The following is a 12,009-nucleotide window of genomic DNA, read 5'->3' as shown; positions in this document are numbered from 1 at the left end:
TGACGCTGGAAACCGTCGCCGCCATTTGCGACACTACCTCCATGGACCCGGCGACAATCGCCGCCCTGTAACTGCGGCCAAGCCAAGGCCGAAGAACAAAGTTACACCAGTTCCTGGGACACGATCCATGAACCGTGTGTCTCTGGCCGATGCCGAGATCGAGAAAACCGCGCCGGTCTGCTTTCACCCGGGGTGCCATACCCATTGCCCGTATCACCTGCCCACCGCGATTGCGCTTAAATCGGCCAGACAGGAAAAACCCTGCCCCGCGGCAAAGACGGGACAGGTTGCGGGCTGGGCAAAGCTGAATGCGGGCCGCGCGCCCTGAGGTGTGCTGGGTTTAATCGCCTACAATGGTGGGGCAGCCATTGCGGGGCAAAGGCAGCGCCTGCGGTGAGTTCAAGACAACTCGGCGGCCCTAGCTGTCGCGGGGCAGCACTGGAGATGGCGGTTCTTGGGTCAGCTCTTCGAAGTCGAAATTGTCCAGCCGCCGCGCGCGACGTCCGGCCTTATCGGCGGAAATGCGGATTTCCGAGACATCCTTGGCCGCCTGCGAGAAATGGCGATCGAGATTGTCGACCCGCACCCCGAGGCGTTCGATATCCTTGTAAAGCTCGGCGAGTTCCTTGCGGATTGCGCCCGCCTGTTCGCGCATACGCGCATCCTTGAGCACCGCGCGCATCGTGTTCAGCGTCGCCATGCAGGTGGTCGGCGAGACGATCCAGACCCGCGCCGAAAACCCCTCGCGCACGATCTCGGGGAAATTGGCATGCAACTCGGCATAGACCGCCTCGGAGGGCAGGAACATCAGCGCGCCATCAGCGGTCTCGCCCGGCAGGATGTATTTCTCGGAAATCGCGCGGATATGATGGCGCAATGCCGCGCGCATCTGGCGGCGGGCCTCGGCGGTTTCCGCGTCATTGGTTGCGTTGCGCAGCGCCTCATAGGGTTCGAGCGGGAATTTCGCATCAATCGCAATCGCGCCGGGCGGCTTCGGCAGATGCACCAGACAATCGGCGCGTTTGCCGTTCGATAGCGTCGCCTGCATGGTATAGGAATCCGACGGCAGGGCGCGCTGCACAATGTCATGCAGCTGGATCTCGCCAAAGGCACCGCGGGTCTGTTTGTTTGATAGAATGTCCTGCAAAGACAGAACGTTGCCCGAGAGCTTTTCGATATTCGCCTGCGCTTTGTCGATCGCCTCTAGCCGTGCATGCAGATCGCCGAGCGAGCGCGCGGTGCGCACCGCATTGCCCTGCAGCGATTGCGCCATCAGGTCGGACACATCGGCAAGACGCTTCTCGACCATCTGGATCATCTGGCCCTGCGCTTTCGCCTGCGCCTCCGAGACATGATGCAGCCCGCCCGAGAGATGCTGCTGCCCGTCGGAAAGCGCCTGCACCCGCTGGCCCAATTGGCCCATCTGCCATTGCAAGGGCTGCACCGCGCGGGCGGCTTTTAGCGAGGCGCTGAGCACCAGCAGCAGGATCACCAGCAGAACCGCCGCCGCAATACCGCCCAGAACCAGCGGATCGGTCAGGTCAATCTCGCCGCTCATCGCCGCCCGAACAGCTTTTCAATGTCGCTGAGTTTGAGTTCGACATAGGTGGGCCGCCCGTGGTTGCATTGGCCCGAAAGCGGCGTGACCTCCATTTCGCGCAGCAATGCGTTCATTTCCTCGCCGCGCATTTGCCGGCCCGAGCGGATCGAACCGTGGCAGGCGATCCGGCTGAGCACCGCGTCAATGCGCGAGGCCAGCGTGCCCGAATCGCCCTGATCGGCGAGTTCATCGAGGATATCGAGCACCAGTTTGCGCGCATCCACGGTGCCAAGTTCAGCGGGGGTTTCGCGCACCGCGACCGCGTCGCCGCCAAAGGCTTCGATCATCAGGCCAAGGTCAGCGAGCGCCTCGGCGTGATCCAACAGGCGCTGGGCATCGGCGGCGGAGAGCGGCACGATCTCGGGGATCAGTAGCGCCTGTGATTTGACGCCGGATTGCGCGATCTGGCGTTTGAGGCGCTCATAGACCAGCCGTTCATGGGCGGCGTGTTGGTCGACAATCACGATCCCGTCGGCGGTCTGGGCGATGATGTAATTCTCATGCACCTGCGCGCGCGCGGCACCCAAAGGCGCCTCGGTCGGGCCGCTTTCGGGCTCGATCCGCGCATAGGGGGCGGGGGCACCAAAGGGGGTTTGCGCATCGGCGAAGCCCTGCGGCTCGATCACCCCGTCGGCGTCATGGTGCGGGGGCTCGCCGGTCGGGGCTTGTGGCGCCTGCGCGGCATAGGCGCTTTGCACGGAATTAAAGCTGGGGCGGCTGGCGTAATCCATCTGCCAGATGCGCGGACCCGAGGGTTCGGGGCGCATCGCGCCGAGGGTCGCGGCGGCGACGGTGCCCGAAGCGCGGTGACCGGCCTCGGCCAGCGCGTGGCGGATGCCCGAGACCAAAAGCCCGCGCACAATGCCCGGATCGCGAAACCGCACCTCGGCTTTGGCGGGATGCACGTTGACGTCGACGAGTTCCGGATCGCAATCCAAGAACAGCGCGGCGGCGGGGTGGCGGTCGCGCGGCAGAACGTCGGAATAGGCCGCACGCAGCGCGCCGTGCAGCATCTTGTCACGCACCGGACGGCCGTTGACGAAGAGATATTGTGCCACCGAGGAGCCGCGCGAATAGGTCGGCAGGGCGGCATAGCCGGTTAGCTGCACGCCCTCGCGCTCGGTGTCGAGCCGCAGCGAATTGTCGGTGAACTCACGGCCCATGATCTGCGCCAGACGGGCCTCGAGCGCGTCGAATAATTCGCCCTGCTCGCTGTCGAGACTGAGCACCGCGCGACCGGTGTCGAGGTCGGTCAGGCTGAAGCCGACAAAGGGTTCGGCCATCGCCAGACGGCGCAGCACATCGGCAATCGCCAGCGCCTCGGCGCGGTCGGTGCGCATGAATTTGAGCCGCGCGGGGGTAGCGAAGAACAGGTCGCGCAATTCGACCACCGTGCCCGCATTCAAACCCGCTGGCCGGACGCCCTCCATCCGCCCTGCGGTCACTGCGATCTGCGCGCCATCGCCCGATTCGGTGCGGCTGGAGATGCTGAGCCGTCCGACCGCGCCCAAGGACGGCAGCGCCTCGCCGCGAAAGCCGAAGGTGTGGATGTTCAACAGGTCCGAGCCGTCGATTTTTGAGGTCGCATGGCGGCTCATCGCCAGCGGCAAATCCTCGGCGCTCATGCCGCAGCCGTCATCGGTAACGCGGATCAATGTCTTGCCGCCGCCTGCATAATCGACGCGGATGCGCGTGGCGCCGGCGTCGATTGCATTCTCGACCAGTTCCTTGACTGCCGAGGCTGGACGCTCGACGACCTCACCCGCCGCGATGCGGTTGGCGGCGCTTTCGTCCAATTGGCGAATCAGAGCGCGGGTTTGGCTTATCTTGGGGCGGGTGGCATGCATGCCACTAGGAATAGCATGTCACCCGCCCGGATTAAAGCGGTCACTCAAGCCCTTCGGGCTGTCCGACGACGACAAAATGCAGCGCTTCGGGCTGTGCCAGACGGGCGGCAACGCGCTGGATATCCTCGAGCGTAACCGCGCGCACCAGATCGTTGCGGATGTTCACATAGTCGAGTGGATAGTCCTGAAACTGCATCGACGCCATGATGTTGGCGATCGAGGCGTTGCCGTCAAATCGCAGCGCATAGGCGCCGGTCAGATAGGTTTGCGCGCGGTCCAGATCCTCTTGCGTAATGCCGCCATTCGCCAGCCATTCATACTGCGCGCGGACCAGTTCAATCGCTTCGGCGGCGCTGGCATTGGCGGTGGAGAAGCGCCCGACATAGCTGTCGCCAAAGCGCGACGAGGCCAGCGAGGTATAGATGCCGTAGGTCAGCCCGCGTTCCTCGCGGAGTTGGGTCATCAACCGCGAGCTGAACCCGCCGCCACCGAAGACGGTGTTGATCAGATAGGCGGCCATGAAATCATCATCGTCGTAATGCATGCCCGCATGGCCGAACTGGATCACCGATTGCGGGCCGGGGAAGTCGATCACGGTGATCCCCGGCTCGGCGTCAAAGGCTTGATATTCGGGCAATGTGGCGGTGGATTGCGGCAGTTGGTCAAGGATGCGGTCGGTGATCGCGCCCAGTTCGGCGGCGGTGATATCCCCCGCTGCGCCGACATAGGCCAGATCGCTGGTGAAGGCGGTCTGATGGGCGTGCAGGATCGCGTCGAGCGAGAGCGCGGCGACGGAATCGGCGGTGCCGTCGCTGGGCCGCGCATAGGGGTGACCGGCATAGCCCAAGGCGGCGAAATTATGCTGCGCGATGGTGTTGGGATCGCGCGCGTCGGATTCCAGCGAGGCGACCATCTGGCCGCGCACCCGCTCAAGGCTTTGCGACTCGAAATGCGGGTCGGTGAGAGCGAGAATCGCCAGATCAATGACCTGATCGCGGTTCTCGCTGAGCGCGCGGATCGACATCGAGACACTGTCACGACCGGCGGTGAAACTGACGCTCCCGGCCAGCGCTTCGAGCGCCGCGGCGTAGTCTTGCGCGTTCAGATCGCCCGCGCCCTCATTGAGCAAGGCGGTCATCAGCGAGACCGCGCCGGACTGGCCCTCGGGATCAATCGAGGCGCCGCCGGTGAAAATTACCTCAATCGAGACAAAGGGGATCGAGTGCTCCTCGACCAGCCAGGCCTCATGCCCCGAGGGCGAGGTGACCGGCGTGATATCGACGGCGGCAGCCAAGGGCGTGGCGATCGGGCCGGTGAGCATCAGCGCGAGCGCGGCGGTGTAAATCAGGCGAATCATGCGTCTTCTCCCATCAGCCAGCCGGTCACCGAAGAGCGGCGGTCGAGACTGCGTGCAGCATTGATAACATCCTCAGGCGTGACCGCTTGCAGCACATTGATCCAGTCGAGACTGTCCGCCAGCGTCAGCCCCACCGCGAGGTCCGAACCGATGGCATTGGCGCGGCGTCGGGCGTCGTCTTGCTGATAGATCGCCTCGGCGCGGATCTGCATCTGCACGCGCTCGAACTGCGCGTCATCGACGCCGTTTTCAATGAAATCCGCCAGCACCGCGTCAAGCGCATCCTCGGCGTCTTGCAGGGAGACACCGGGCACCGGCATCACCCCCAGCGAAAAGGTGCCATTGTCGAGCCCGTCGCCGTTATATCCGGCCCAAGCGGTCAGGGCGATTTCCTGATCATAGGTCAGGCTGCGTTCCAGCACCGAGGTTTGTGAGCTGCCGCCCAAGAGCACCGCAAGCACCTGATAGGCGGCGGCCTCGGATTGGTCGCCCGAGCGGCGGATCGGCGCCAGATATTGGCGGCTGACATAGGGGTTGCTGACCCGTTCGTCATGCATGATCACGCGGCGTTCGGCCAAATGCGGCGGCTCGGTGGCGCGGATGCGTTCCGGTGTTTCAACGGCGGCGGGGATCGGCCCGTAATGCTCATTGGCCAGCGCCAGCGCCTCTTCGGCCTCGACATCACCGGCGACGATCAGAATGGCGTTATTGGGCGCATAGAAGCGGCGGTAGAACTCGGTGGCGATCTCGCCGGTTAGCTCTTCCATCTCATGCCGCCAGCCGATGATCGGGCGCCCGTAGGGATGGTTTTGAAACAGCGCTGCGCGCAATTGCTCGCTGAACTGGCGGTGCGGATTGCTTTCCAGCGTCTGGCCGCGCTCGCGCAGGATCACGTCACGCTCGGGCCGCCATGATGAGCGGTCGAGGCGCAGATTGACCATCCGGTCGGCCTCCATCTGCATCATAAGACCCAGCCGGTCGGCGGCAACCCGTTGATGATAGGCGGTATAATCCCATGAGGTGAAGGCGTTGTCGCGCCCGCCATTGGCCTCAACCACCTGCGAGAATTCGCCCTCTTCCATGGTCTCGGTGGCTTTGAACATCAGGTGCTCAAGGTAATGCGCGATGCCCGATTGACCGGCGGGATCATCCGCAGCGCCGACGCGATACCAGACCATATGCACCACCACCGGCGCGCGGTGATCCTCGATCACCACCACCTCCATACCGTTGTCGAGGGTGAACATCTGCGGCTCTTCGGCCAGCGCGGGCAGCAGTCCGAATGCGACCAAAGTGAGCGCAGAGGCAAAGAGGCGAAGGGGATGGATCATGGCGGCGGGCTCCAGTCTATGACTGTAGCAGGTTTACCGCGATGCACGGCAACGACAAGCGGTTATGGCGCGCTTGTGATTGCCGCGTTGTGTTTCGCTCTGGTTTTGGCGGTTGTGGCCCGGCGCTTAGCGTCCCGGAGGCGGCGCCGAAGGGGTGCGCACACCGCGTTCCCGCCAGCGGCGTAGCTCTTCCTGCGGATCGAGGATCTGCTCGGCATAGGCTTGGCGGTAGACATTGGTGTTGAACATCCGCTCCAGCACCCGCGGGCTGTTGTTGCGGCGGAATTGCAGGTCCTCGGCGGCGAGCGTGGCGCGGATATCCTCGGTGGAGCCTGCGCGCGCGGCATAACGCACGAGACCGGCGTCAGCGGCGGGGATGCCGCCAGCCTCGGCCGAGACGCGCCCGCCAAGGGCGGCCACGGCCAGTGCGCGGGCGTCGGGGTCAACGCGGTTGCTGCCACCGGGTGTCGGGGTCGGCAACTCGCTGAAATTGGGCGGTGCCTCAAGCGGCGCGGTCGGCACGATGGAGAATTCATCGGGCGAATCGCCGGGCGAGGCGGCATTCATCAGGAACGGTCCTTCGCCGCTGCGCGAACAGGCGGTGAGGGCCAAGATGGTGAGCAGGGCAAAGGCACAGAGTCGAAAAATCGTCATCCCGGGTCCCGATAGGTCAGAGCTTGCCCCCGTGTTTAGCGCAACCCCGACCGATCGTCACGGGGGGTTTTGTCGCCCGAGGCAAGGATAAGCCCAAAGGCGCCGATAAATATCGCGATATCAGCGACATTGAACGCCCAAGGGTTGACCCAGCCGCAGCAGGTGACGTTGAGGAAATCCGCCACCGCGCCCCATGTGATACGGTCGATGGCATTGCCCAAGGCGCCGCCAGCCAGAAAGCCGAGCGCCAGTTGCATCAAGGGCCGCGCGCCTTCGCGGCGCACCCAGAACCAGACCCAGCCGGTGACGATGAGCGCCAGCGCCACCAGTGCCACCCGCAGCCAGACGGAATCGGCAGCAAAGAGGCCGAAGTTGACGCCTCTGTTCCATGCCATGGTGAGGTTGAGGTAGGGAGGCAGCACCTCGATATACATCACCTCGCGCAGGTTGAGCCCGACGACGACCGCCCATTTGAGCGCTTGGTCCAGCGCCAGAATGATCAACGTGGTGATGGTGGCGATGCGCATGTCAGTGTTTGAAATGGCGCATGCCGGTGAACACCATCGCGAGGCCTGCCTCATCGGCGGCGGCGATCACCTCATCGTCGCGCATCGAACCGCCGGGCTGGATCACCGCGACCGCACCCGCGCCCGCCGCTTCCATCAGCCCGTCGGCAAAGGGGAAGAAAGCGTCGGAGGCGACCACCGAGCCTTTGGTCAGAGGTTCGGGCAGGCCGAGGGCTTCGGCCATACGCTCGGCCTTTTTGGCGGCGATCAGGGCTGAGTCGAGGCGGCTCATCTGGCCCGCGCCGACGCCCACGGTGGCGCCGTCTTTGACATAGACGATGGCGTTGGATTTGACGTGTTTGGCGACGGTCCAAGCAAAGCGCATATCGGCGAGTTGCGCCTCAGACGGGGCCAGTTTGGTGGCGGTTTTCAGATCATCGACGCGGCCATTGTCCTTGTCTTGCACCAAAAACCCGCCTGCGACCTGCCGCACCGAGGTGATATCCGCTGCGGGATCGGCCAGCCCGTCGGTGATCAGAAGGCGCAGGTTTTTCTTGGTGGCGAAGACCTCGATGGCGTCGTCATCGGCGCCCGGTGCGATCACCACCTCGGTGAAGATCTTCACGATCTCTTCGGCGGTCGCGCGGTCAAGTGGTTGATTGAGCGCGATAATCCCGCCGAATGCCGAGGTGCGGTCGCAGTCAAAGGCGCGCTGGTAGGCGTCTTTCAGCGACGTGCCGAGCGCCACACCGCAAGGGTTGGCATGTTTGATGATCGCGCAGGCGGAGCCATTGGCGGGGTCGAATTCCGAGACCAGTTCAAAGGCGGCATCGGTGTCGTTGATATTGTTATACGACAATTCCTTGCCCTGAAGCTGGGTTGCCGTGGCGACACCGGCGCGGTTTGAGCCATCGGTGTAGAAGGCCGCCGACTGGTGCGGGTTCTCGCCGTAGCGCAGCCCCTGCGCCAAGGTGCCGGCAAAGACGCGGCGGCGCGGGGTGTCCTGCCCGATGGCGCCCGCCATCCAAGTGCTGACCGCCGCGTCATAGGCGCCGGTGCGCGCATAGGCGGTCTGTGCCAGCGTCTGGCGGAAGTGCAGCGTGGTTTGGCCGGCGTTGGCGTCGAGTTCAGCGAGGAGAGCGGCGTAATCCTCGGGGTCGGTGACCACCGAGACAAAGCCGTGGTTCTTAGCGGCGGCACGGATCATCGCGGGGCCGCCGATGTCGATATTTTCAATGGTTTCATCATAGCCCGCGCCGCGCGCCACCGTGGCCTCGAAGGGATAGAGGTTGACCACCAAGAGGTCGATCGCCTCGATCCCGTGGTCGCTCATTGCCGCCGTGTGGCCCGCATCATCGCGCAACGCCAAAAGCCCGCCGTGGACCATCGGGTGCAGGGTTTTGACCCGCCCGTCCATCATCTCGGGGAAACCGGTCAGCTCGGAGACATCGCGCACGCTCAGCCCCGCGTCGCGCAGCGCTTTGGCGGTGCCACCGGTCGAGACCAGATCGACGCCGCGCGCGGCTAGTGCCTGCCCCAATTCGATCAATCCGGTTTTGTCGGAGACCGACAGCAAAGCGCGTTTGAGGGGGGCGAGGTTGGTCATGGCGGGGTTCCTTGGGCGGTCCTTGGGGCGGCTTTCAGTCCGTGGCAATCACATTACGTGGCAGGGCCAGATCATCATCGCGGCCAATGTCACGGATCGCCAGCGGGGTATCCTGCGCCTTGGCCAGTGTCCAGTTGATCTGGCTCGACTCGTCCAAAATTGCCGCGCGGATGATGATTTGCTGACACGGGCGCGGCGCCAGACGGCCGCGCTCAAGGTAGACCGAAGGCTCCAGAGACATTCGCCCCGGCCCGTCAAAGCGGAATACCCAGATCTCGCCCGAGGGCAGCGCCACCGAGACCGCAGTGCCGTTCATATCCAGCGAGGGGTCAACCTCGGGGTGCAGATGGAAGCGCAGCGCATAGCTGATGCCGCGCAGCTTGCCCGCGTCGAGTAGCTGGTTGAGCTGTTTGACATGCGCCGGATCGCGGGCGACGAGGATATCCTCACCCAAGAGCACGCGCCCGTCATGGCCCAGATCAAGGTTGCGCACATGGGTCAGCCCGTGGGTCGCGACATAGCCGTCATGGCTCAGCAGCAGCGACGCGCCATCGCGCTCGTCAGAGCGGTTCAGGGTGACCAGTTTCGGCCCGTCCATGAGCGGCGCGCCGCCATCCTCGGGGCGCGAGGCCTTGCCAAAACGGGCCGAGGAATAGCCGTCGATCGACAGGGTGGAATGCGAGTTGGTGGCGCGTCCGGCCTTCTCCCACTCCGGCCCGAAGGGCAGGCCCGAGCCCGAGTTGACGATCAACGGGCGGCGGTTCGAGGTCAGCTCAAACGCCAGCATCGAGGCATGGGCGGCATGGGCCGAGGCGCCGGCGGGGGGCAGTGCGGTGTCGACAATCAGCGAGGTGCGCCCGCCTTCGAGCCGCGCATAGCCCATCGCCTCGGGGGCGCGTGGGGTCACCGGCACCTCGGCCGCCGAGAGCGCGTATTCCAGACGGCCCTCCAGCCCGCGCCCGCCGCCGTGGAACCGCGCCAGCCCGCCGTCGGCATGGCGCAGCACCCGCAGGCAGGGGGCGATGCGGGCGATGGCGGCACCGATCTCGGGCGGCACCGCAAGTTCGGCGTCGCGCAGGGCCAGTTGCGCCCAGACCAGCAGGGTCAGAACCTCGAGCAGGTCTTCGGGGTTGCGGCTGTGGATGCCGCCGTCTGCGCCGATATCGCGGGCGCAGGCCAAGGCCAGCGCCTCGGTCGCGGGTTTGCGGTGGCGCTCCATCTCGAGCAGCGAGAGTGCGGCATACAAAAGGCCGGTCAGCGCCTCGAAACGCGGCAATCCCGGGGCGGCGGCTTTCCAGCGTTTCGACAGGAATTTGGTCTGGCGGCCCAAGGCGGCAAAGAACGGGCGGTTGTCGTCGCCGTCGCGGGCCGAGGTCAGGAACAGCGCGTGCTGGATCCAGCGCAACATCCGGCGACCGGTGAGATCCGGCTCCCAGCCCGGCCCTTCGCCCATGCCAAAGCGCTCGATCCAGTCAAACACCCAGCCCTGCGCCGCCAGCCGCGCGCCGCGATCGCCGCAGGCGGCCATATGGTCGAGCCATGCAAACCCGTGCAATTCATTGGTGAAACCGCTTGATGGCGGGTCGATATCCCAAGGTTCATGGGTTTCGACCATATGGCCGGCGAGCAGGAAATTCCCCGCCGAGAGCTGTTTGCCGCGAGCGAAATGGCCGACTGTGCGCGGCTCGGGCATCGAGACAAAGCCGCCCGCTGCCGGTGCCGAACGCGCAGCACGCGCCGCAAGGCGATTGCCCCACCGCCGTTTGCGCGCTGTCCAGCCCTGCGTCATGCTCATGCCCGTGTTTTATGTCGCCTCGGCTGCAAGGGATAACGCCAAGCGGTGGCGCTGTCATCCCACCTGCGTCAGTCGCGGCGAAGTTGCGCCATATAGAAACCGTCGTTTCCGCCCTTCAGGTCCATCGGCAGGGTGCGCCAGCCGCCCTCGGGCGTGGCGCGGCCAAAGGGCAGGGCGGGGAGGTCAACGGTTCTCAGATCGGGGTGACGTTCCAGCGCAGCAGTGATCTGCGCCTCGCCCTCGTCGGGGAGCAAGGAGCAGGTGCAATAGACCAGCCGCCCGCCGGGTTTCAGCAGCGTGAGCGCGCGGTCGAGCATCTGCGCTTGCAGGGTCAAAAGCGGCTCTATGTCTGCGGGTTTGCGCACAAACGGCAGATCGGGGTGGCGGCGGATGGTGCCGGTGGCCGAGCAGGGCGCATCGAGGAGCACTGCGTCGAACAGGGTGTCGGGTTGGTATTCCAGAGCATCGGCGCAGATCACTTCGGCAGTCAGACCGGTGCGCGCGAGGTTCTGGTGCACACGCCGGAGCCGCCCCTCGGAGAGATCGAGCGCGGTGACCTCGGCGCCCGTGGACGCCAGTTGCATGGTCTTGCCGCCGGGTGCGGCGCAAAGATCGAGGATACGCTCACCGGCTTGCGCGGCCAAAAGCGTCGCGGGAAGGGCGGCGGCGGCGTCTTGCACCCACCAGTGACCAGCGTCGAAACCGGGGAGGGCGCTGACTTGCACGCCTTGCGGTAGGCGCAGGGAACCGTTGGGCAGCGTCTCGCCCTCGGGGACCTCGCTGGCACCGGATTTCAGCGTCAGATCAATCGGTGCGCCGGCGTGATGCGCGGCTTCCATCGCCGTGACCACATCTTCGCCATAGATCCCGCGCAAACGGCGGCGCAGCCAGCCGGGCAGGCGCTGGACCGGCAGATCCGCCCAGCCCTGATACTCGGAGGCGCGGCGCAGCACCGCATTGGCCATCCCCGCCAGTTTTGCGGCGCCACTGGCGTTCAGCGCGGTGACGGTGGCGTTGACCACACCGTGCGGCGCGGCGCCCTGATCCAGCATCTCGACCACTGCAACGCGCAGCGCGGCCATCACCGCGACGGGTGGTTCCTTGCGCAGATAGGGTTTCATCACCGTATCGGCGCGACCCAGATTGCGCAGCGTGGCGCTGGCAAGGCGCTGGGCGCGGGCACGCACGGCGGGGTCGATATGGGCCAGCCCCGATTCCGTCAGCATCTGCCCCTCGGCGATCACCGCCAGCACGAGGTCGGTGGCCAGCAGTCTGGGGTCGTCTTGGGCGGGCTTGGGGGGCATATCTGTCTC

10 protein-coding genes are annotated in these 12,009 nt (G+C 65.2%); 1 reads left to right on the top strand and 9 read right to left on the bottom strand.

Going from position 1 to position 12,009, the window contains the following annotated elements; all coding sequences use genetic code 11:
- Positions 1-127 precede the first annotated feature (127 nt).
- A complete protein-coding gene (locus DDE20_RS15530) occupies positions 128-328 on the top strand; it encodes a hypothetical protein (protein ID WP_116559439.1) in 201 nt (66 codons plus the stop codon).
- A 90-nt stretch (positions 329-418) separates the two neighbouring features.
- Here the strand turns inward: DDE20_RS15530 and DDE20_RS15525 are convergent, their stop codons facing one another.
- From DDE20_RS15525 to DDE20_RS15485, 9 genes are all read right to left on the bottom strand, one after another.
- Positions 419-1,558, bottom strand: coding sequence for a DNA recombination protein RmuC (locus DDE20_RS15525; protein ID WP_116559438.1), 1,140 nt, complete (start codon positions 1,556-1,558; stop codon positions 419-421).
- Positions 1,555-3,447 carry a DNA mismatch repair endonuclease MutL gene (mutL, locus tag DDE20_RS15520; RefSeq protein ID WP_116559437.1) on the bottom strand — a complete coding sequence of 631 codons (1,893 nt, stop codon included), beginning with the start codon at positions 3,445-3,447 and terminating at the stop codon, positions 1,555-1,557. Before mutL ends, DDE20_RS15525 begins: the two co-directional genes overlap by 4 nt.
- 40 nt (positions 3,448-3,487) lie before the next feature.
- Positions 3,488-4,804, bottom strand: coding sequence for a M16 family metallopeptidase (locus tag DDE20_RS15515; protein WP_116559436.1), 1,317 nt, complete (start codon positions 4,802-4,804; stop codon positions 3,488-3,490).
- Positions 4,801-6,135, bottom strand: a complete 1,335-nt coding sequence (locus DDE20_RS15510; protein WP_116559435.1) for a M16 family metallopeptidase — start codon at positions 6,133-6,135, stop codon at positions 4,801-4,803. The genes DDE20_RS15515 and DDE20_RS15510 overlap by 4 nt, the downstream gene beginning before the upstream one ends.
- A gap of 126 nt (positions 6,136-6,261) precedes the next feature.
- A complete protein-coding gene (locus DDE20_RS15505; RefSeq protein ID WP_116559434.1) occupies positions 6,262-6,789 on the bottom strand; it encodes a DUF3035 domain-containing protein in 528 nt (175 codons plus the stop codon).
- 35 nt (positions 6,790-6,824) lie between these two features.
- The gene (gene lspA / locus DDE20_RS15500) at positions 6,825-7,316 is read right to left on the bottom strand and encodes a signal peptidase II (RefSeq protein ID WP_116559433.1); all 492 of its coding nucleotides are present in this window, start codon (positions 7,314-7,316) and stop codon (positions 6,825-6,827) included.
- A 1-nt stretch (position 7,317) separates the two neighbouring features.
- Complete coding sequence (gene purH / locus DDE20_RS15495) at positions 7,318-8,901, bottom strand: bifunctional phosphoribosylaminoimidazolecarboxamide formyltransferase/IMP cyclohydrolase (protein ID WP_116559432.1); 1,584 nt, start codon at positions 8,899-8,901, stop codon at positions 7,318-7,320.
- Between the two features lie 34 nt (positions 8,902-8,935).
- Entirely contained in the window at positions 8,936-10,696 is a 1,761-nt protein-coding gene (locus DDE20_RS15490; RefSeq protein ID WP_116559431.1) for a heparinase II/III family protein, read from the bottom strand.
- A gap of 68 nt (positions 10,697-10,764) precedes the next feature.
- A complete protein-coding gene (locus tag DDE20_RS15485) occupies positions 10,765-12,000 on the bottom strand; it encodes an RsmB/NOP family class I SAM-dependent RNA methyltransferase (protein ID WP_116559430.1) in 1,236 nt (411 codons plus the stop codon).
- Positions 12,001-12,009: the final 9 nt, after the last annotated feature.

It is taken from the genome of Pararhodobacter oceanensis (assembly GCF_003076755.1).
Classification (GTDB): domain Bacteria; phylum Pseudomonadota; class Alphaproteobacteria; order Rhodobacterales; family Rhodobacteraceae; genus Pararhodobacter; species Pararhodobacter oceanensis.
Note: the sequence above shows the minus strand (reverse complement) of the source record. Positions and strands in the feature narration are given on the sequence as shown.

Excerpts from the sequence above, each read along its gene's own strand:
- mutL (WP_116559437.1), bottom strand. The coding sequence starts at position 3,447 with ATGCATGCCACCCGCCCCAAGATAAGCCAAACCCGCGCTCTGATTCGC.
- DDE20_RS15485 (WP_116559430.1), bottom strand. The coding sequence starts at position 12,000 with ATGCCCCCCAAGCCCGCCCAAGACGACCCCAGACTGCTGGCCACCGAC.
- purH (WP_116559432.1), bottom strand. The coding sequence starts at position 8,901 with ATGACCAACCTCGCCCCCCTCAAACGCGCTTTGCTGTCGGTCTCCGAC.
- DDE20_RS15525 (WP_116559438.1), bottom strand. The coding sequence starts at position 1,558 with ATGAGCGGCGAGATTGACCTGACCGATCCGCTGGTTCTGGGCGGTATT.
- DDE20_RS15515 (WP_116559436.1), bottom strand. The coding sequence starts at position 4,804 with ATGATTCGCCTGATTTACACCGCCGCGCTCGCGCTGATGCTCACCGGC.
- DDE20_RS15505 (WP_116559434.1), bottom strand. The coding sequence starts at position 6,789 with ATGACGATTTTTCGACTCTGTGCCTTTGCCCTGCTCACCATCTTGGCC.
- DDE20_RS15510 (WP_116559435.1), bottom strand. The coding sequence starts at position 6,135 with ATGATCCATCCCCTTCGCCTCTTTGCCTCTGCGCTCACTTTGGTCGCA.
- DDE20_RS15530 (WP_116559439.1), top strand. The coding sequence starts at position 128 with ATGAACCGTGTGTCTCTGGCCGATGCCGAGATCGAGAAAACCGCGCCG.
- lspA (WP_116559433.1), bottom strand. The coding sequence starts at position 7,316 with ATGCGCATCGCCACCATCACCACGTTGATCATTCTGGCGCTGGACCAA.
- DDE20_RS15490 (WP_116559431.1), bottom strand. The coding sequence starts at position 10,696 with ATGAGCATGACGCAGGGCTGGACAGCGCGCAAACGGCGGTGGGGCAAT.